This window comes from Cupriavidus sp. PET2-C1 (assembly GCF_054515855.1).
The window spans coordinates 150020-168474 of the sequence record NZ_CM137260.1; the positions used below are offsets into that span (position 1 = coordinate 150020).

The following is an 18455-nucleotide window of genomic DNA, read 5'->3' on the forward strand; positions in this document are numbered from 1 at the left end:
ATACCACTCCTTGTATCGATAAGGGATAAGGCTCGATGGATCCGGGCGGATCATTGAACGAGCAACTCTGGCGTTCAGTCTAGGCCTCGACGTCGATGTATATATGCAGCATTATTCATGTTGTCAGATGCAAATTTGCATCAGGAGGGCGGCAGGATGAACTGGGATGACGCGCGAGTGTTTCTAGCGGTGGAGCGCGAAAAGACGCTCCGCGGAGCGGCCAGGACGCTCAATCTCGATCAGGCGACGGTCGGCAGACGGATTGCGGCGCTAGAGCACGCCCTGCGTGCAACGCTCTTCCTGCGCACCTCCGAGGGTTACGCGTTGACCGCCGCGGGCGAGGCCGCGTTGAGATCGGCGGAGAAAATGGAACACGCCGCACACGAGCTCGTCAGACGAACGCAAGGCACGGATACACGGCTTGCGGGGGACGTAAGAGTCACCAGCACCGACTCGATTGCACTCGAATTCCTGCTTCCGGCCATCGAACGCCTGCATGCTGCGCATCCCGAAGTGCGCGTCCTGCTGGACACGTCGACGCGCATGCTAAATCTGGCAAAGCGTGAAGCGGATATCGCGGTCCGCTCAGTCAGGCCGGACAATCCCGATCTTGTCGCGCGGCGCCTGGCTCGCTGGCCCATTGCGCTCTTTGCCTCGAGTGCTTATCTCGAGCGGCACGGCAAGCCCGCCGCTGGTTCCGCCTTCGCGGGTCACGATCTTGTTGTCTATCAGGGAAACTGGACCGGGAATCGATCACCGACGCTTGCTGGCGAACCGATACACGCGGGGCGCATCGTATCGACCTTCAATTCCAGCCTCATGCTGCGTACCGCGGTAAAAGCCGGCCTCGGCGTCGGTGAGCTTCCGATACATCTGGCTGAACACGACGGCCTCGTGCAGATATGGCCGGAACCCGCACGTGGGGCGATCTACGAAATCTGGCTCGTCACGCATCAGGATCTTCGGCATACCGCGCGCATCGCTGCAATGATTGACGGCATCGTCTCCGCGTTCGAAGAGCACACGACCCACGCAAAATAGTCACGCGCGACGTAGCTGCGGCCCCTGCGCGTCGCTGATGATCTCGCCGATCTTGGGTCGATATACACATCGGTCCAGCCGATTGGCGGCGTGTTGGCATCGCCGTCCCTGAGGGGAGCGGGCGGTTTCAAGGTCCTAGGGTAAACCCATGGTTGCGAATATGTTTGAACATATTATAGTTGGATATGTTCGAACATATTGGCGTGTGTTCGCGAAACCAGCAATTACCTCAGAGGCCGATATGTCCACTTTTTCCGTCCCCATGGCTAGCACCGTTGTCGATTCGATTCTGTTCCGCGATGCCTTTGGCACCGCCAAGATGCGCGAGATTTTCTCCGACCGGGCGCTGATCCAGCGTTACATCGACGCCGAGATCGCGCTGGCGAAGGCCGAAGCGCGCGTCGGCGTGATCCCGGCCGAGGCGGCGGAAGTGATTGCACGCGAGTCGCGCATCGAGCGTATCGACTTTGACCATATGCGTGAAGAGACGGACATCGTCGGGTACCCGATCCTGCCGCTGGTGCATCAGCTTGTGGGCATGTGCGGCGATGCCGGCCGCTACGTGCACTGGGGGGCGACCACGCAGGACATCATGGATACCGCGGTGGCACTGCAGGTGCGCGACGCGCTCGACAGCATCGACGCCGATGTCCGCGAACTGCGCGGCATCCTGGCCGACCTGGCGGTCAAGCACCGCGACACGCCCATGGCCGGTCGTACCCACCTGCAGCAGGCACTGCCGGTCACTTTTGGCTACAAGGTAGCGATCTGGCTCGCCATGTTCGACCGCCACCAGCAGCGTCTGGCGGAATTGCGCCCACGGGTGGCGGTGGTGGAGTTTGCCGGCGCGGCGGGCACGCTGGCCTCGCTGGGCGACAAGGGTTTCGAGGTACAGCAGGCGATGGCCGAGGAACTTGGGCTGGGCGTGCCGGCAACCACCTGGCATGTGGCACGTGACGGCTTTGCCGAGGCGGTGAACCTGCTCGCACTGATCACTGGCTCCCTTGGCAAGATCGCACTCGACATCATGATCATGGCGTCGACCGAGTTCGCCGAGGTCTACGAGCCTTTTGTCAAAGGCCGTGGCGCTTCCAGCACGATGCCGCAAAAGCGCAACCCGATCTCCAGCGAACTGATGCTGGCCGCCTCGAAGGCCGTGCGCCAGCATGCCGGCCTGATGGTCGATGCCATGGTGCAAGACTTCGAGCGCGCCACCGGCCCCTGGCATGCGGAATGGATCGCCATTCCGGAGAGCTTCATCTTCTCCTCCGGCGCCCTGCATCAGGCCAGGTTCGCACTGGGCGGTCTGATTGTCGATGCCGAGCGCATGAAGCACAACCTCGGCATCACCCGTGGCCTGATCGTGGCCGAAGCGGTGATGATGGGCATGGCTCCCTTCACCGGCCGCCAGCAGGCGCACGATATCGTCTATGACGCTTGCCGCACCGTGAACGAGAAGGGCGGCACGCTGGCCGAGGCGCTGATGGCACTGCCCGAGGTCACGCAACACTTCGATCGTGCCGCGATCGACCGTTTGACCGATCCGGCCAACTATCTCGGCCTGGCTCCGCAGATGGTGGACCGCGCCGTTGCTTTGTCGAGCGGCGTGTAAGAAGCGGCATCGAGGAGACAGATATGGAAAACCCTTCGTCCAGCGCAGATGCGCTGATCTCGCCCCCGAGAAAATTACCCTGGTATCGCAAGCTGGGTATGCAAGTGCTGGTGTCCCTGGTGCTGGGCATCGCGGTGGGCTTCATCTTCCCGAAGTTCGCCTCGCAGCTCAAGCTGCTCGGCGACATGTTCCTCTCGCTGATCAAGGCGGGCGTGGCGCCGCTTGTGTTCCTCACCATTGTCCACGGCATTGCATCCGCCGGCGATGTGAAGAGTGCCGGCCGCGTTGGCTGGCGCTCTATCTTCTACTTCGAAGTGCTTTCGACCATTGCCCTGGTCGTGGGCATGCTGGCGGGTAACCTCTTGCAGATCGGCAAGGGCATGACCACGGTCGCCACCGGCGCCGCCCCGCCGGTGGTGGCCAAGGCCGGGCCGCACGGCTTCCTGGATTTCATGGCCCACATCGTGCCAGACAACTTTGTCGGGGCGTTTGCCAAGGGCGAACTGCTGCAGGTGGTGGTGCTTGCGGTGATGGTCGGCATCGGCATCCTCGCCATTCCGGAAGGCCGGCGCGAGAAGATCAACGAGGGGCTCGGCCAGATCTCCGAGGTACTGTTCTCCTTCATCAACCTGGTGATGAAACTGGCGCCGATCGGCACGTTCGGCGCAGTCGCCTACTCGGTAGGCAGCAACGGCACCGCGGTGCTGATCGCGCTGGCCCAACTGGTGTTCAGCTTCTACGCGGTGGTGGCAGTGTTTATCGTGGTGGTGCTGGGGCTGGTGGCACGGCTGGCAGGCTTCAGTCTCTGGCGTTTCCTGCGCTACATCAAAGACGAGATCCTGATCGTGCTCGGCACCGCCTCGTCGGAGAGTGCGCTGCCTCGCCTGCTGATCAAGCTGGAGCGGTTGGGTTGCGCGAAGCAGACCGTGGGCCTGGTGCTGCCAACCGGCTACGCATTCAACCTGGATGGCACTTCGCTCTTCATGGCCATGGGCGTGATGTTTATCGCGCATGCCTACGGCGTGCCGCTGTCGCTGGATCAGCAGATTGGCATCCTGTTGCTGATGCTCCTGACTTCCAAGGGCGCGGCGACCGTCTCCGGCGGTTCCTTCGTGGTCTTCGCCGCAACGGTGACTTCGACCGGGATGCTGCCGGTCGAAGGACTGGCCGTTATCTTCGGCGTCTACCGCTTCCTGTCGATGGCGATCGCCACCTGCAATACGATCGGCAACAGCGTCGCAACCGTGGTCATTGCCAAGTGGTCCGGCACCTTTGACCGCGAGGCCGCGCAGCGGCATCTGTATCCCGAGCGCTTTCCTGAAACGGCTAACGCCGATGCTGCGCTCGACGATGGCAACCTTTTGCCCGAGGACTCCAAGGAGGGCAATCCACACACCGCCGGTATCCCGTTCTCGAAATCCGGAGTGTAATCGGACCATCCCGCCTTGGCGGCGAAGGAGTCAATCAAAGAGCATTGGTTCTAGTGGCGCCTTGCTGCCCGTCCTTGCCAGCGGCGGGACGTTCCGCACGCATGCCAAACCAGCACATCACGGCTCCCACCAGCAGCAATGCGGCCGCGAGGCCTAGCGATAGATGCATGCCGTGCATGAAGGCTTGCGGGGCCGTGTCGTGCACCAGATAACCGAACCCTGCCACGCCGAGCATGCCGCCTACCTGCCGCGCCGAGTTGAGGACGCCGGAGGCGATGCCCGCGCGGGAGCCATCCACGGCCGACAGCGTGACATTGGTCATGGTCGGCACCATCAGCGCGATGCCGCTGGCGGCCAGCAGCATCGGCGGGGCGAGCAGCCAGTAGGGGCCGTCGATGCGCACCGGCAACAGCATCAGGTAGCCCACGGCGGCCAGGACCAATCCCAGCACCATCAAGTACCGCGCGCCCATCCGCGTGATCAGGCGGCCGGCGAGCACGTTGACTGCCATCAGCACCACCGTCATCGGGAGGAACGCCAGCCCGGTCTGCTGTGGCGATAGTCCCTGCTGAAGCTGGAAGAACAGGCTGAACACAAAGATCTGGCCATAGTAGGCAAAATTCACGATCACACCGGCGAGCGACGCCACCCTGAACGCCGGGATGCGCAATAGCGCCAGCGGCAGCATCGGCGCAGCACTGCGTGATTCGATGCGGATGAAAGCGGCCGCCGACGCCAAGGCCAGCCACAGCCCCGCCTGCACCCAGGCGTGTCCCCAGCCGAGACGGCCGGCTTCGGTGACCGATGCAGCGAGTGCGGCCAGTGCCAGTATGGCTGCGCCTTGCCCGGGCCAATCCAGGCCGCGGTGATGTCCGCCGCCATCGACGGCAACATGGCGCAACGTCAGATACAGGCCAATCAGGCCCAGCGGCAGGTTGATCAGGAAGATGCTGCGCCAGCCGAAGTGGGTCACCAGCAGGCCGCCCAGCACCGGCCCGGCCGCCAGCGAGATGCCGCCGATCGCACCCCACCAGCCGACTGCGCGGCTGCGTTGTTCGCGCTCGGGAAACGCCCTCTGGAGCATCGACAGGGAGTTCGGCACCAGCAGCGCCGCACCAATGCCCTGGCCCAGCCGGGCTACCACCAGCATCGCCAGGCTGCCCGCCGCGCCGCACGCCACCGACGTCAGCGTGAACAGCGCGAGCCCCATCAGGAACACCCGCCTGGCGCCCAGGCGATCTCCGATCGCTCCGCTGGTCAGTAGCAACGCCGCGAAGACCAGCGTGTAGGCGTTGATCACCCATTGCAGCCCGGCCACATCGGTGGCGAATCCTTGCCGCAAGGTATCCAGGGCGACGTTGACGACGCTGACGTCCAGCAGGACGACGACGAAGCCGAGCGCAGCAGCCAGCAGGGTGGCCCGTTGCGCATTGGTGGTGGCAGGGGTGGCAGGGGTTGTCGATGTGGTAGGGGCGGTAGGCATGGCATGGATTCCAACGATAGGATCTCCGGATGCTAGGCTGCAGACATATCTGCGTAAATTCCATAAAATCTCCACCGAACCTGGAGAAAACGCACAGATGCTCGATTGGGAAAATCTTCGCCACTTCCTGGCCGTCGCCCGCACCGGCACGTTGTCCGGCGCAGCGCGCGATTTGCAGGTGGATCACGCTACGGTAAGCCGCCGGCTGGCCGCGCTGGAAGCCGGGCTGCAAGCGCTTCTGGTAGAACGCTTGCCGCGCTCGTGCCGCCTGACGCCGCTTGGGGTATCGGTCTTCGAGCAAGCCAAGACGATGGAAGCCGCCGCATTCGCTATCGAGCGGCAGACGCGTGCCAGCCATGAGCCCGTGAGCGGCAAGGTGTCGCTCAGCGCGCCACCGGTGCTGGCCACACATCTGCTGGCCGGCCGGCTGGCGGATTTCCGCGCGGCTTATCCGGGGATCCAGCTCTCCGTGTCGGCGCAGGCCCGCGCGGTGTCGCTGACGCGCCGTGAGGCGGACGTAGCGCTACGCCTGGTTCGGCCCAGCGAGTCGAGCAGTGTGGTGCGCAAGCTGGGCCACATGCCATTCGCCCTGTACGCAAGCCTCGACTATCCGGCATTGCGCAATCCTCGCGACTGGACCTTTATTGCCTACGATGCGCAGTTCGCCGACATGCCGCAGCAGCGCTGGTTGCTGGAACTGGCGGGTCCGCGGCCCGTGGGCTGCGAACTCAGCGACATCAGCAGCCATCTCGTCGCAGCCCGCGCAGGGGCGGGCGTGGCAGGTCTGCCTTGTTTCCTGGGGGATGCCGACGCAGGCCTGGTACGGCTGGAGAACGAGGGCGCTGGATTCTCGCGCGACATCTGGCTGGTGGTGCACAGTGACTTGCGGCGCTCGGCCCCTGTGCGCGCGGTGATGGACTTTCTTGGCGAGGTAGTGGCCGGGCACGGCGCATTTGGATCCGCTCCGGAATAGGCCCTGCGCCGGCTACCCACGATGCATACCCGTTTCGACCGGATGGCGCATTCCCGCCGATCTTCGCGCAGGAGCGACTAGCCGGCGATGAGGATGCAATTCGGTACCATGCTCGGCGCACGCATGACGACACGCGCAAACACACGATGAGCGGCCTGAGCGCCGCTGCAGCGCACCAAGTACGCACTGGTCATTTGAACAGCCAGTGTGCAACGAGCCGTGTATAGCGCGGCATCACCACGTAAACCATCAGGAACACGATCGCCGCCGCCACGGCTGCCTTGTCGATGAGCGAGTCATGGGCGAAGCCGAGGCGCGTGAGCACCGGCACGACACCCCATGGCACGACGATACTGAGCGGCAGGATGGCGCTCCAAGTGATGAGCCACTGCTTCCACGCGGTTGGGATCTTGACCGGTGCGTTCTTCGGCGTGAACCAGAAATCGAGGCCAGTCCTGATTTCGTATCGGTCGCCTTGCCGCAGCGATGGCCGCATTCTCTCGATATGTTGGCGGCGCACATCGGATTCCATCCAGGCGTTGAGGCTTCTGAAGTCGGCGAAGCGGACGATGGTCGCATACTCGCGGCTCATGCCGACCGGACGGACCACATCGGTGCTCAGGTAGCCGGAAAACTTGGAGCACGCGGCTCGGATATCCGCGAGCCACGTTTCGTACTGCGCGGCGGCGTCGGGCTCGACTTCGTGAACAATGATGCTCGTCACGATTTCCTGCGGATTGGCGGTGGTCGGGTTCATCGCGCTCCCGGTGGATGGCGGTGACCGCCGAGCAATGCGTATGCGATTCGCTTTGACATGCTTGGCGATGGCACTGTGGATGGACCTCTATATCTTACGCGGAATGCGGATGTACGGCGTAGAACGTCACCTTTTCCGGTCATTCAGATTTCGTCCATTGCCTCACGTAGACTGGATCTGCTCCGATGCTGGTCGATGCAGCAATCGGTGTTTGTGGCAGCGTCACCATCGGCAGGACACCGGCCCAGATCGGCAAATCCAGGTCTGATTCATCATCAATCGGCCCGCCCGTTCGAATTTTCGCGGCGGCTTCATCGAGCGCGATGCCTAGAATTGTCGTCGCGGCAAACTCCTTCGCGCTCCCCGGCCGGGCATCCCCCTCGCGGCCTGGCGCAATCAGTCTCATGAAAACATCCATCAGTCGGCACTTTTCCACCTCATCATTTACAGCGCTAAAGCAGCCATAAATAATCGCGGAACGATAATTCATGGCGTGATTAAATGCAGACTTTGCCAGCACGAGTCCGTCCAAGTGGGTAATGGCCACCGCTGCCTCTTTGCCACTGGTTAATTGGCGAATAAGCCGGCCGCCATTGGAACCATGGACGTATAGCCGATCGCCATCGCGCCAGCACGCTGTGGGAATGACATGACTGGATTCGCCATCGTAAAAAGAAATATGGCAGACATAAGCTGCATCGATTATCGAATACAGCGCCGCCTTTTCGTAGAGCGCAAGCTCCGGGAGCCGGCGTATGCGGGTGCGGGACGTAGGAGACGGCATTTTTTAACAGTCATTCTTCGTGTATAAATGGTGCCGCAGTGTAGGTTTGCGTCGTCCCGCTGTCTAGATCCAGGCGCCCCCCATTATTTAGAGCCAGCAAAGGCGTGCCAGTTCGACCATTTCTGTCGTAGAACGGTCCGCGCAAATCGCCATGATTGGACGAATTTAGAGGGCTAGGGCTAGCGAATGGCCGTTATGGACAAAACTGAAGGTCCCTTTTTGGCAGATTCTGTTGTACCCATCGCGTTGGCGGCACGTTCCCAAGAGAGGACTCTGTCAGAACATGCCATTCCGTAAGATCGCACGCAGCGTCCACGAGAACGCGCGTGAGGTAGCACGGAAGCTCGCGGTGACACCGGAGTTCAAGCGATCACGCCGAGAGCGAAAGAAGCTTGAGATGCTATCTGCTCATCAAAGCACCCTCTGTGGCGAAGGCTGGAATGCCTATCCTCGGGTCGGCATAGCCCGCGTTTCATCGTGCGGTGGCCTTGCATCGAAAACTCCAAATATTGGCAGGTTTCAACAGCGATTGTACTAGCTAGAATCGAGCCTCACGATTCCGTGGAGGCCTGAATTTGCACGTCTCTATGAATGTTGCCGCATGCCGAAATCCTTCCAAACCGGCCAGGAAAGGGAAATGGGAACACGAACTGCCTATCTCATTCTGATCGTACTTGGGGCCGTGCTACCCCTTTATTTCTTGATGCCATTCCTGCTTGAGAACGGCCTGGATGTTCGCCTGTTCCTCGGGGAGCTCTTCGCCAATGCCATTGGCAGGTTCTTCGCGATGGATGTACTGGTATCCGGGATCGTCACAATCGTCTTTACGCTGTCAGAGTCGCGTCGCCTGGCAATCAGAAGTGGTCCGCTGTGCCTGCTGGGGCTGCTCGTCGGCGTGTCGGTGGCACTCCCATTGTTCCTCTTCGTTCGCCATCGGCATGTCGCAAGCCGGAGGTCCGCAGCGCCCCAGCCGACTGCCGAAGCGGCATCTAGTGTTGCATCGACCCGTTGAATCCACGGCTGGAAGCTGACACCCGTTCATCCGAAAAGTCATCGTCAAGCAAGCCCGCGCGACTTGCCTCCATTAATACCCATTCCATGGTCTCCGAACAAGGTGGCCATCTAGTCCGACTTTGACGAGGTTACGTCGCGCGCGATCTGTGAAAGTCGCTTTTCGCCAAACAGTTGAAGCAACGTATTTTCTGCTGAACACAAGGCCTCATTGATGAGCCGATTTACCGCCGCCTCCACCGGACAATTGCGATTGTCGTCAGCCGGGCCGACCGCGAACAATGCGGTGTGCGCGATGGCCACGTAAACGTCTCGCACCGTAAGAGCATTGAGGTCACATGCGAGTGCCCAACCTCCGCCTGGACCGCCTGTAGACCTTGCATATCCAGCTTCGCGTAGCGCAGCCATTGTGCGGCGAACGACGACGGGGTTCGTATGCAGCATCTGCGCGATCGTCTCCGAAGTGGTCGCGCCGCCGCGAAGATGCATGTGGATGAGCACGTGCAGAAGTCGAGCCAGCCGGGTATCACGTTGCATAACTTTGAAAATGTGGAAATGAGTAACTCTAGATGTTACGATATGTAGAGATTCTTGTGTACAACTGTCTCTTCGAGCAAGCATGAGTGCATACCGTCAAACCTATATTGAAGCCAACGGCATCCGCCTGCACGTCGCTGAACAGGGCGATGGTCCGTTAGTGTTGCTTTGTCACGGCTTTCCCGAGACCTCGCATGCCTGGCGGCACCAACTGGGGGCACTTGCGCGCGCCGGCTTCCGCGCAGTTGCCCCAGATTTGCGTGGCTACGGATCAAGCGAATGTCCAGCGGCGATCGGACAGTACACAACCTTGGACGTTGTCGCTGACCTGGTTGCGCTTGTTGATGTGCTCGGAGAACGCGACGCAGTCGTCGTGGGAAATGATTGGGGCGCAACCATTGCCTGGCAGGCTGCGATGCTTCGGCCAGACCGCTTCCGCGCGGTCGCTGCGCTCGGTGTGCCAATGATGGGCCGCGCGCCGATGGCGCCGAGTCGGCTTTTCCCGCAGACTGATCAAACGTGGTTCTACACACATTACTTTTCTCAACCAGGGTTGGCCGAAACAGAACTTGAACGTGACGTTGCGACCACATTGCGCAAGATCTATTTTTCTGCATCGGGCGATGTAGGTGTCCGCGACGCGAATACACCTAATCCTTTTGGACTTCTGCTACGGAGTGGCGGGCTCCTTGACTCTCTGAATGATCCGTCCGCGTTGCCCGCGTGGCTCGCCCCCGCCGACCTGGACAGATTTGTTCAGGCATTCTGCGTTTCTGGCTTTCGCGGCGGATTGAACTACTATCGCAACCTAGACCGCAACTGGGAAGTGCAAGCCGCTTTCGAGGGCCTGTTGATCGAGGTTCCCGCCCTATACCTTGTTGGCGAGCGAGACCCGGGTCTGGCAATTCCAGGCATGCACGAAATCATCGGCGCCATGCCCCAGATCGTGCCAAACCTGCGCGCCTCTCGAGTGGTTCCGCGAGCAGGGCACTGGCTACAGCAAGAGGCGCCGGATTTCGTTAACTCCGCATTGGTCGAGTTTCTTCGCGAGCTTTGATTCACTCCGGCGTGGTCTGACGGTTCAACTACGGTTAGGGTTAGCGGACATTCCGCGCTCAGGAGGGTATGTCGGAGAAGGGGCGGGAGGAGACGACCGAGGCGCGACGACCGACGGAGGGCGCTTGCCGGCCAGGTCCGGTCAATCGACAGAGAGGGCTAGATCGTTGACAATCGGACCGACCCGCTTGGCTATCGAAGGAATAAACGAATGGCGAATGATGACCGCACCAAAGTAATTCCTAGGAGAACGCCGGAATCAGCTGCCATGTCAGCAGACATCAAACGAGCGATGGCGATCACCGCCACTCTCAACCGGCTGACATTCAACGATGCGGATGCAGTCCGTGCCTTGTTCAGCGAGCTCATCGGTAAGAAGGTGGACGACAGCTTTTTATTGATACCACCGTTCTACACGACCGGCGGGGTTGATATCAGTATCGGGCGCAATGTCTTCGTCAATCAGAATTGCACTTTCTATGACCTTGGCGGACTCGACATTGCCGATGATGTGATGATTGGGCCGAACGTGAGCATCATCACATCTGGTCATCCCATTGAACCTTCCATGCGGCATAACGGCGTAATCGCAAAGCCCATCGTGATTGAGAGAAACGTCTGGATCGCAGCCGGCGCGACCATTATTGGCGGCGTAACCGTAGGCGAGAACTCGGTTGTCGCAGCAGGATCGGTAGTCACCAAGGACGTCCCCCCGAATACTCTTGTCGGTGGAAATCCGGCGAGGGTTATTCGTTCGATTGCTGACTAAGGGAACAGCTGTAAGGGAGCGGCTACTGGCCGAAGCCGGGCTATGAAAGTCCGCTCTGGAGAAAGGCGACTGTCCTTTGTGGGTCGCGTTCCGGCGCTGAGTCGGGCAGGTGATATTCTTGCTGCTCGCAGCATTTCCATGCGTGGATGCTGTGTGGAGCGTTCTCAGTCAATCATTAAAGGGACGAAGCAACTACGCCTTCTGACATAACGTGGCACCGTATTGGTCGGTCAGCTTCAGGCGAAGGCCAGCCAACAGGAGGATTGAACGGCATGAACGACAAGCAAGATGTAGCGGCGGACAGCACAGCAGCGCGCGTCGCCTTGTGGCGCGCACTGCATGTCGAGGTCGACCCCCTGCCACATGTGCTGGAAGACAAAATCGGCCTTAGGCTGCTGGCCCCGGACGAGGGCTGGCGCAGCCGCGGGGATATGGACCCAGAGTTCACGCGTCCTTTTCGCGCTTCCATCGTGGCTCGTGCTCGCTTCATTGAGGACCTGGTCGCGGAGCAGGCCGCCCGCGGGGTCAGTCAGTATGTCATCCTCGGTGCGGGCCTTGACACCTTCGCACAGTGCAGACCCGAGATCGCGTCCCGCCTCAGGGTATTCGAGGTGGACCAGCCAGGTCCTCAGGCGTGGAAGCGTCAGCGCCTGATCGAGCTCGGCTTCGGTGTCCCGGACTGGCTGCGCTTCGTGCCGGTCGATTTCGAGGCAGGCGGATCCTGGCGGGACGGGCTCGTGACAGCCGGCTTCGATGGCAGAAAGCCGGCAATCGTGGTCTCAACGGGGGTCAGCATGTATCTCACCAGGGATGCGAACGCAGCCACGCTGCGCGACGTCGCAGCCCTTGCCCCCGGGTCGACGCTCGCCATGACGTTCCTGCTTCCATTGGAGCTGGCAGACCCCGAAGTACGTCCCGGGCTTGAGATGGCGGAGAAAGGAGCGCGAGCAAGCGGGACACCGTTCCTCAGCTTCTTCATCCCACCGGATATCCTGGCGTTGGCCCATGAAGCAGGCTTTAAAGAAGCGCGGCACGTCTCGGCGGCCGATCTTGCCGGGCGCTACTTCATGGGCAGGACAGATGGTCTGCGGCCGCCGAGCAATGCTGAGGAACTGCTGGTAGCCAATACCTAGCTGTCCGCGCACTTTCCGAGCGACTTGACCGCACAAATGACCGTTTCAACTTAAACAACGGACATTCGCGCATCGACGACACTTGTCGGTTCGTCGGCTGATGCGGACGCTTGAGAATCTGGTCACCAATCGCATTCGCAAGGCGAACGTGGTCGCCGTCGCGCCGCACCGGCACTCACCGAGCTTGGTTGTCCTTTTTCACCCGCTGGGCTTGAATGAAACGGAGTTCATTTGCGGCCTTGGTATCGGAAGCATCCAATTCGAGGCATTTGTGATACAGGGCCTCAGCCTCATCGAATTGGTGCTGTTCTACGTAGACGTATCCCTGGCCGCGCCATGCTCGCGAAAGCTCTGCGTTTTTTAGCTCCGGTGGAGAAAATTCACGCGCTTGCATTTCGGCAGCTTGGAAGGTCTTCATCGCCAGAGACCAGTCCTTTTCTCGTTGATACACACCCGCCAGTTCCGAAATAAACTGGGAATTGTGCGGGGCTAGATCAATGGCCTGTTGCAGCGAAACCTTGGCGTCCGCCAGCCGGCCAAGCTCGACCAGCACGTAGCCTTTCATGTAATACGCGTAGGCCCAATTGCCGGACACAACCCTGGCCGGGGTCTTGGCATTGGCTGCTTCCAAGAGGTAAAGCAATGCCTCGGGCTGGAATCTAGCGCTAAATAGCCTGGCCTTGCTGCCTCGGAACGCGCTCTCATACATGGCGCTTACCTTGTCGAAGTCCTCAATCGCTTCTGCTAGCTTGCCCGTTTTTGTCAGCCGCGAACCCTCCAGTAGCAGTCGTGCAGCTTCGGCATCGAGCGCCGAAGGAGTGCTTGCCTCCTGCGCCAAACACGAGATCGAAAGCAGCAGCGCTACGGTCGTCAGTAGTGCCCGTACCAGCTTCATGGAGTATCTCCCCTTACCAGAGCTATCTATCCTTCAATCAACTATCTGCGCCTTGATCGGCGCATCGCATGCGGAATCAGAGAATCGCTGGGTCGCGGTCGATGGCGGCTGCGAAGGTGCGCAGCCGCTTCTCGATAGCCTCGTTACCTTCAACGACCGAACCGCCAGATCGGGACCGCTGGAGCCTCGTTTCGCACGGATGCACTCCCAGATCATAGTTCGCGTTGTCATTCTTCTGCGGACTGCAAATTACCATCACCAGAACGGTGGGGGAGGGCTTCCGAAGTGGGGTGTGTTGCGGAGATCCAACGGACGCACAGCATGCGTGTCTGTAGGCCGCGCTAGTGAGGCGCTAGAGCGCTTTCGCTAGGATCCTGCATCGACCGGTTGAACCCGCAGCCATGAGCGGCCGCTCATGTATGCCGTGCGACAGAATTCTCGATCGATGGCGCTAACGCCAGTTCGTACTGCGCGTCAGAGGCCCCAGACAGGTAGCGCGACGGGCTAAGATGCGGGATGGCTCGCTCCTACCGCATGGTTCGCGGCACACCAAGGGATTTCAATTGCTACGCACGCGTAGCTAGCGATTGACGCCAGACGTTGCGTGGCAACCGCGGCATTCTAAAAATGCGTCATTATTCAAATGACGCAAACGCATATCTCTGAGGCTTTATGACCACCTCCTCGGTTGAAATCCGACTACTTACCGCCGCTGACGCAGCAATCTTCAAGGCAATCCGTCTACTCGCTATCGAGAACGCTCCCACGGCAATCTGGCCAACCCGCGTCGAGGAAGAGGCGCGCTCTGTCAGTGAAGTCGCAGGGCGAATTCAATCAACGCCTACGCAGGCTGTTTTTGGTGCGTTCGCTTGTGACACCCTGGTTGGCATCGCTGGCGTACGTCGCGAATCGCTCTCGCAAGTGAGCCACAAGGCGACCATCTGGGGAGTATTTGTTGCCCCGAACCAACGCGGCAAGGGAGTCGCGCGGGATCTGTTGAATACGGCGATGGCCCATGCGTCCAAGAACTGGGATAGCGCGCAGTGCAATCTGTGCGTCAATACGGAAAACACGGCGGCCAAGCAATTGTACGAATCATTGGGATTCGCAGCTTTCGGCATCGAACCCCGCGCAATGAAGGTGGATGGGCGGTTCTACGACGAACAGCACATGGTTCTGAAGCTTCGATGATCGCAACGAAGCGGCCTTCGATATTCCCGTCTTCGGCTAAGCCCATTCATCGGGACGTTGGAATGCCATCGCCATTGCCATCGCAGGCCTGATCAGTTAGCCGGCATTCAATGCGCGGCTGGGCCGGCGAAGGATGACGCCGAGGGCGGCATACGCGCCCAGGCGGGTCGGCGGGCGGCCGGTGTCGGCCGGCACGCGTTGTGGTGGCCTCAGGCTCCTTGGGCTTCGCTCAAGGTCGGGTAATCGGTGTAGCCCTGCGCCGTGCCGCCGAAGAAGGCACTGTGCCGAGCTTCGTTCATCGGCGCATTGGTCTTCAGCCGGGCGACGAAATCCGGGTTCGCAAGAACCATCTGGCCGTAGGCTTCCAGGTCGGCCAGCCCCGATGCCACGTCGGCCCCGATCTGGTCACGCGGGCGGCTCGGCCGGTTCAGGATCAGCGTGCCCTTCCAGAGCTTGCGGATGTCGGCCAGCAGCGGCTCGTTGCCCTGGTGCAGGATGTGCACGTAGGCCAGGCCCAGCTTGTCGAGTTCGGCGACCAGGTAGCGGTACAGATCCGGCCCTTCGGCGCCTTCGTCGATACCCCACAGCGTCGTGCCGGGCGACAGGCGAATCGCGGTCCTGTCCGCACCGATTTCCTCGGCAATCGCGGCGGCGACTTCGAGGGCGAAGCGGGCGCGGTTCTTGATCGAACCGCCGTACTCGTCGGTGCGTGTGTTCGCGCTCGGTGCGAGGAACTGCTGGATCAGGTAGGCGTTTGCAGCGTGGATCTCGACGCCGTCGGCGCCCGCCTCGATAGCCCGGCGCGCCGCATGGCGGAAATCCTGAACGGTCTGGTGCACTTCCTGGGTGGTCAGCGCACGCGGCACGGGAATGTCCTGCATGCCCTTGGCCGTGAACATCTGCGTGCCTGGGGCAATGGCCGACGGTGCGACGCCCTGGCGATGATGCGGCGTGTTGTCCGGGTGCGACATGCGCCCGGCGTGCATGAGCTGGATGAAGAGGTGGCCACCCTTGGCATGCACGGCGTCAGTGGTCTTCTTCCACCCGGCGACGTGCGCATCGGTGTAGATGCCCGGTGTGGTCAGGTAGCCCTGTCCATCGTCCGAGGGTTGGGTGCCTTCGGCGACGATCAGGCCGGCGCTGGCGCGCTGGGCGTAATACTCGGCAGCCAGCTCTCCCGGCGTGCCGTCGAATTGGGCACGGCTGCGGGTCATCGGTGCCATGACCAGGCGGTTTTGCAGGATGTGGCGGCCGACGCGGACGGGGGCGAACAGTTTGCTCATGATGGAATCCTCGGAAAGTGGTGATGAAGGGAAGGGCTGGCTCGCTTCCGGCGAAGCCGCGCTTCGGATGGAGGCATCATCGCCTGCTTCTCGCGCGGGATAAATATGGTAATTTGGAGAACATTGATCCATTGATGGAGCAACGAGCATGGAGCTGTTGAACGACATGGCCTTGTTCGTGGAGGTCGTCAAAGCCAAGGGATTCCGTAGTGCCGCGGAGGTGATGGGCGTGCCGAACTCGACACTGTCGCGGCGAATCGGCGCATTGGAGAAAGCGATCGGGCTGCGCCTGCTGCATCGCACGACACGCAAGATCGAATTGACCGAAGCCGGCCAGATTTACTTCGAGCGATGCAAGCGCATCGTCGATGAAGCCCGGCTGGCACATGAGCAGCTCGGCGACATGCTTGCCCAGCCCAGCGGTGTGCTGCGGGCATCGTTGCCGGTGGATTTCGCAGTCACCTACCTGGCGCCTTTGATCGCCGAGTTTGCCGGCCTCTATCCCGGCATCACTTTCGATTTCGACCTGACTCCGCGACGGGTCGATCTGGTCAGCGAGCCTTTCGATGTGGCTATCCGCATGGGGGAGTCCGAAAACTCGCAACTGATCGCACGGGCGTTGGCCTCGCTTACGCCTTGCCTCTACGCCTCGCCTGGCTACCTTGAGCGGTCGGGCGAGCCAAACAAGCCCGCTGACCTGGATCGGCACGAGTGCTTGAGCATCCTGAAGGCGGGTTCGTGGACGTTGCGCGACGGGAGGCGAAGCGTCACGGTGTCGGTGGGCGGGCGGTTCATGCTCAACAGCGTTGGCATGAGCCGCCGCCTGGCAACGCTCGATATGGGCATCGTGCTGATGCCGGAGGAAGTCGTCGCTGATGAACTGGCCAGCGGAAAGCTGCGTCGCATCATGCCGGAATGGCACGGCACGCCGATGCCCGTTTATGCCATGACCGAAACCCGTCTGTTGCCGGCTAAAACGCAGCGCTTCATCGAGTTCCTTCGGGAGCGTTTAGGGCAGTAGCTCGGCCGCTGGATCGGACGGCCACAACCAAATCAGGCCGTTCAAGGGAGGCTACAATCGTGACGCGCCGGCCCGGCCATTGCCGAATTGAGCTTGCGCCGAACTAAACTGCCGCGCACTGTGTCCCGGCTACTGCAAACGAGCAAAGAAAATGGATGCAGCTACATTCGTGGGAAATTGGGTAGACCTCAAAAGCGATCTCCTTTCCGTTTTTATGGGCGAACAAGGCGAGAGCGTCATCGCTACGCAGATTCGGAATATGGCGCTGACGGCGGACCAGACCGAGCAGCTTCGTAACGTGCTCGATGGCGTTTTGCGAGATGCCATGTACAGCCTGCTTCTTGGACTCGATGGCGCGTCTAGCATAGGGCGCGATCAGCAAGTCTTCCAGATTCTGGATGAGCGGGGAATCGCTGTCTCGTCCTGTGGCGAGCTTGAGGCGGAGGCGTGGAAGCGGTTTCACGCCGTGCCATAGCGTTGCTGGTTGATCCGTATTCACTGCCTTGGCGCCGAGGGACGGTGCCCAACCCAGGATATGCGGTTTCGTCCGTCGCGCGCAGCGCTTCGAAGCATGCCAGCGCGCTCAGAGGCCGAGCCGGCGCTCGCTCATCCACTTGACGATCGCCGGATCGCGATGCGAGAAGAAGCTGCTCGTGCCGGTTTCGAGCTGTGAGATGGCCTGCATGTCGTCTTCCGACAACGCGAAATCAAAAACGGCGAGATTTTCCACCATGCGCTCCCTGCGCACAGACTTCGCCAGGGCCACGATGTCCCGCTGGACCAGCCAGCGCAGCACCACCTGCCCCACGGTCTTGCCGTGGCGCGCCGCGACGGTAAGCAGATGGTCGTTCTGGAAGAGATTGTTTCGGCCTTCGGCGAACGGCGCCCAGGCCTCTGGCCGCACGCCAAGCCCGCGCATGAAATCCACACTTTCCGTTTGCTGGTGGAAGGGATTGACTTCGATCTGGTTGACAGCGGGCGCTACCTCATTGAATGCCTGGATGTCCATCAGCCGGTCCGGCTGGAAGTTGCTCAGCCCGATCGCACGCAGCTTGCCGGCTCGATACGCCTCTTCCATCGCCCGCCACGAGCCGTGCACGTCCGAGTACGGCTGGTGGATCAGGTACAGGTCCAGATAATCCAAACCTAGCCGGGCCAGCGACTTGTCGATGGCGGCGCGCGTGTGCAGGTAGCCCGCATCCTCGACCCACAGCTTGCTGGTCACAAATAGTTGGTCACGCGGCACCCCGCAGCGCTTCAGCCCGCGACCGACTGCTTCTTCGTTGCGATAGGACGCTGCGGTGTCGATCAGGCGATAGCCGGCTTGCACGGCATCGACGACACAGCGTTCGCATTCGGCCGCATCGGCGATCTGGAAAACGCCGTAGCCGAGGATCGGCATCTTGATGCCGTTGTTCAGGGTGACTTCTTGCATGGTTGGCTCCTTCCTGGGGAATGGGGCAGGTATGGCAGGACACC

The 18455-nt window shown here is 61.0% G+C and carries 18 protein-coding genes; 11 read left to right on the plus strand and 7 right to left on the minus strand.

Annotated elements, in window-relative coordinates; all coding sequences use genetic code 11:
* The first annotated feature begins 156 nt into the window (after positions 1-156).
* The 3 genes from ACX12D_RS20700 (at position 157) to ACX12D_RS20710 (ending at position 4083) form a co-directional block, all read left to right on the plus strand.
* Positions 157-1041: a LysR family transcriptional regulator gene (locus ACX12D_RS20700; RefSeq protein ID WP_459375394.1), complete on the plus strand. Its 885-nt coding sequence runs from the start codon at positions 157-159 to the stop codon at positions 1039-1041.
* A 241-nt stretch (positions 1042-1282) separates the two neighbouring features.
* A complete protein-coding gene (locus ACX12D_RS20705) occupies positions 1283-2653 on the plus strand; it encodes a class-II fumarase/aspartase family protein (protein WP_459375395.1) in 1371 nt (456 codons plus the stop codon).
* A gap of 23 nt (positions 2654-2676) precedes the next feature.
* Complete coding sequence (locus ACX12D_RS20710; RefSeq protein ID WP_459375396.1) at positions 2677-4083, plus strand: cation:dicarboxylate symporter family transporter; 1407 nt, start codon at positions 2677-2679, stop codon at positions 4081-4083.
* A gap of 34 nt (positions 4084-4117) precedes the next feature.
* Here ACX12D_RS20710 and ACX12D_RS20715 read toward each other — a convergent pair whose 3' ends face one another.
* Positions 4118-5566 (minus strand): MFS transporter, encoded by a 1449-nt coding sequence (locus ACX12D_RS20715; RefSeq protein WP_459375397.1) that lies wholly within the window; start codon positions 5564-5566, stop codon positions 4118-4120.
* A 97-nt stretch (positions 5567-5663) separates the two neighbouring features.
* On the opposite strand from ACX12D_RS20715, the gene ACX12D_RS20720 reads away from it, so the two are divergent.
* A complete protein-coding gene (locus tag ACX12D_RS20720; protein ID WP_459375398.1) occupies positions 5664-6539 on the plus strand; it encodes a LysR family transcriptional regulator in 876 nt (291 codons plus the stop codon).
* Positions 6540-6729: 190 nt separating this feature from the next.
* Here ACX12D_RS20720 and ACX12D_RS20725 read toward each other — a convergent pair whose 3' ends face one another.
* Positions 6730-7296, minus strand: coding sequence for an antibiotic biosynthesis monooxygenase (locus ACX12D_RS20725; protein ID WP_459375399.1), 567 nt, complete (start codon positions 7294-7296; stop codon positions 6730-6732).
* Between the two features lie 139 nt (positions 7297-7435).
* Positions 7436-8080 carry a pyridoxamine 5'-phosphate oxidase family protein gene (locus ACX12D_RS20730; protein WP_459375400.1) on the minus strand — a complete coding sequence of 215 codons (645 nt, stop codon included), beginning with the start codon at positions 8078-8080 and terminating at the stop codon, positions 7436-7438.
* Positions 8081-8681: 601 nt separating this feature from the next.
* On the opposite strand from ACX12D_RS20730, the gene ACX12D_RS20735 reads away from it, so the two are divergent.
* The gene (locus ACX12D_RS20735; RefSeq protein ID WP_459375401.1) at positions 8682-9092 is read left to right on the plus strand and encodes a DUF2834 domain-containing protein; all 411 of its coding nucleotides are present in this window, start codon (positions 8682-8684) and stop codon (positions 9090-9092) included.
* A 110-nt stretch (positions 9093-9202) separates the two neighbouring features.
* Here ACX12D_RS20735 and ACX12D_RS20740 read toward each other — a convergent pair whose 3' ends face one another.
* Positions 9203-9628 (minus strand): Rrf2 family transcriptional regulator, encoded by a 426-nt coding sequence (locus tag ACX12D_RS20740; protein ID WP_459375402.1) that lies wholly within the window; start codon positions 9626-9628, stop codon positions 9203-9205.
* 82 nt (positions 9629-9710) lie between these two features.
* Between ACX12D_RS20740 and ACX12D_RS20745 the strand changes: the two genes are divergently transcribed.
* The 3 genes from ACX12D_RS20745 (at position 9711) to ACX12D_RS20755 (ending at position 12586) form a co-directional block, all read left to right on the plus strand.
* The gene (locus ACX12D_RS20745) at positions 9711-10685 is read left to right on the plus strand and encodes an alpha/beta fold hydrolase (protein WP_459375403.1); all 975 of its coding nucleotides are present in this window, start codon (positions 9711-9713) and stop codon (positions 10683-10685) included.
* Between the two features lie 210 nt (positions 10686-10895).
* Positions 10896-11453 (plus strand): sugar O-acetyltransferase, encoded by a 558-nt coding sequence (locus ACX12D_RS20750; RefSeq protein ID WP_459375404.1) that lies wholly within the window; start codon positions 10896-10898, stop codon positions 11451-11453.
* Between the two features lie 272 nt (positions 11454-11725).
* Positions 11726-12586, plus strand: a complete 861-nt coding sequence (locus ACX12D_RS20755) for a class I SAM-dependent methyltransferase (protein ID WP_459375405.1) — start codon at positions 11726-11728, stop codon at positions 12584-12586.
* A gap of 175 nt (positions 12587-12761) precedes the next feature.
* On the opposite strand, the gene ACX12D_RS20760 is transcribed toward ACX12D_RS20755, so the two are convergent.
* Positions 12762-13481, minus strand: coding sequence for a tetratricopeptide repeat protein (locus ACX12D_RS20760; protein WP_459375406.1), 720 nt, complete (start codon positions 13479-13481; stop codon positions 12762-12764).
* A 672-nt stretch (positions 13482-14153) separates the two neighbouring features.
* Between ACX12D_RS20760 and ACX12D_RS20765 the strand changes: the two genes are divergently transcribed.
* A complete protein-coding gene (locus ACX12D_RS20765) occupies positions 14154-14672 on the plus strand; it encodes a GNAT family N-acetyltransferase (RefSeq protein WP_459375407.1) in 519 nt (172 codons plus the stop codon).
* Positions 14673-14881: 209 nt separating this feature from the next.
* Here the strand turns inward: ACX12D_RS20765 and ACX12D_RS20770 are convergent, their stop codons facing one another.
* Complete coding sequence (locus ACX12D_RS20770) at positions 14882-15955, minus strand: alkene reductase (protein WP_459375408.1); 1074 nt, start codon at positions 15953-15955, stop codon at positions 14882-14884.
* A 148-nt stretch (positions 15956-16103) separates the two neighbouring features.
* Here ACX12D_RS20770 and ACX12D_RS20775 point away from each other — a divergent pair, with 148 nt between their 5' ends.
* Together ACX12D_RS20775 and ACX12D_RS20780 are read left to right on the plus strand one after the other, a co-directional pair.
* Positions 16104-16976, plus strand: coding sequence for a LysR family transcriptional regulator (locus ACX12D_RS20775; protein WP_459375409.1), 873 nt, complete (start codon positions 16104-16106; stop codon positions 16974-16976).
* A 151-nt stretch (positions 16977-17127) separates the two neighbouring features.
* The gene (locus tag ACX12D_RS20780) at positions 17128-17451 is read left to right on the plus strand and encodes a hypothetical protein (RefSeq protein WP_459375410.1); all 324 of its coding nucleotides are present in this window, start codon (positions 17128-17130) and stop codon (positions 17449-17451) included.
* A 108-nt stretch (positions 17452-17559) separates the two neighbouring features.
* Here ACX12D_RS20780 and ACX12D_RS20785 read toward each other — a convergent pair whose 3' ends face one another.
* Positions 17560-18411, minus strand: a complete 852-nt coding sequence (locus ACX12D_RS20785; protein WP_459375411.1) for an aldo/keto reductase — start codon at positions 18409-18411, stop codon at positions 17560-17562.
* Positions 18412-18455 lie beyond the last annotated feature (44 nt).

What these genes read in the sequence shown, in the direction of transcription:
- ACX12D_RS20705 (WP_459375395.1), top strand. Translation starts at nt 1,283, where the DNA reads ATGTCCACTTTTTCCGTCCCCATGGCTAGCACCGTTGTCGATTCGATT.
- ACX12D_RS20740 (WP_459375402.1), bottom strand. Translation starts at nt 9,628, where the DNA reads ATGCAACGTGATACCCGGCTGGCTCGACTTCTGCACGTGCTCATCCAC.
- ACX12D_RS20725 (WP_459375399.1), bottom strand. Translation starts at nt 7,296, where the DNA reads ATGAACCCGACCACCGCCAATCCGCAGGAAATCGTGACGAGCATCATT.
- ACX12D_RS20785 (WP_459375411.1), bottom strand. Translation starts at nt 18,411, where the DNA reads ATGCAAGAAGTCACCCTGAACAACGGCATCAAGATGCCGATCCTCGGC.
- ACX12D_RS20780 (WP_459375410.1), top strand. Translation starts at nt 17,128, where the DNA reads ATGGATGCAGCTACATTCGTGGGAAATTGGGTAGACCTCAAAAGCGAT.
- ACX12D_RS20755 (WP_459375405.1), top strand. Translation starts at nt 11,726, where the DNA reads ATGAACGACAAGCAAGATGTAGCGGCGGACAGCACAGCAGCGCGCGTC.
- ACX12D_RS20710 (WP_459375396.1), top strand. Translation starts at nt 2,677, where the DNA reads ATGGAAAACCCTTCGTCCAGCGCAGATGCGCTGATCTCGCCCCCGAGA.
- ACX12D_RS20720 (WP_459375398.1), top strand. Translation starts at nt 5,664, where the DNA reads ATGCTCGATTGGGAAAATCTTCGCCACTTCCTGGCCGTCGCCCGCACC.
- ACX12D_RS20750 (WP_459375404.1), top strand. Translation starts at nt 10,896, where the DNA reads ATGGCGAATGATGACCGCACCAAAGTAATTCCTAGGAGAACGCCGGAA.
- ACX12D_RS20735 (WP_459375401.1), top strand. Translation starts at nt 8,682, where the DNA reads ATGCCGAAATCCTTCCAAACCGGCCAGGAAAGGGAAATGGGAACACGA.
- ACX12D_RS20760 (WP_459375406.1), bottom strand. Translation starts at nt 13,481, where the DNA reads ATGAAGCTGGTACGGGCACTACTGACGACCGTAGCGCTGCTGCTTTCG.
- ACX12D_RS20775 (WP_459375409.1), top strand. Translation starts at nt 16,104, where the DNA reads ATGGAGCTGTTGAACGACATGGCCTTGTTCGTGGAGGTCGTCAAAGCC.
- ACX12D_RS20730 (WP_459375400.1), bottom strand. Translation starts at nt 8,080, where the DNA reads ATGCCGTCTCCTACGTCCCGCACCCGCATACGCCGGCTCCCGGAGCTT.
- ACX12D_RS20715 (WP_459375397.1), bottom strand. Translation starts at nt 5,566, where the DNA reads ATGCCTACCGCCCCTACCACATCGACAACCCCTGCCACCCCTGCCACC.
- ACX12D_RS20745 (WP_459375403.1), top strand. Translation starts at nt 9,711, where the DNA reads ATGAGTGCATACCGTCAAACCTATATTGAAGCCAACGGCATCCGCCTG.
- ACX12D_RS20770 (WP_459375408.1), bottom strand. Translation starts at nt 15,955, where the DNA reads ATGAGCAAACTGTTCGCCCCCGTCCGCGTCGGCCGCCACATCCTGCAA.
- ACX12D_RS20765 (WP_459375407.1), top strand. Translation starts at nt 14,154, where the DNA reads ATGACCACCTCCTCGGTTGAAATCCGACTACTTACCGCCGCTGACGCA.
- ACX12D_RS20700 (WP_459375394.1), top strand. Translation starts at nt 157, where the DNA reads ATGAACTGGGATGACGCGCGAGTGTTTCTAGCGGTGGAGCGCGAAAAG.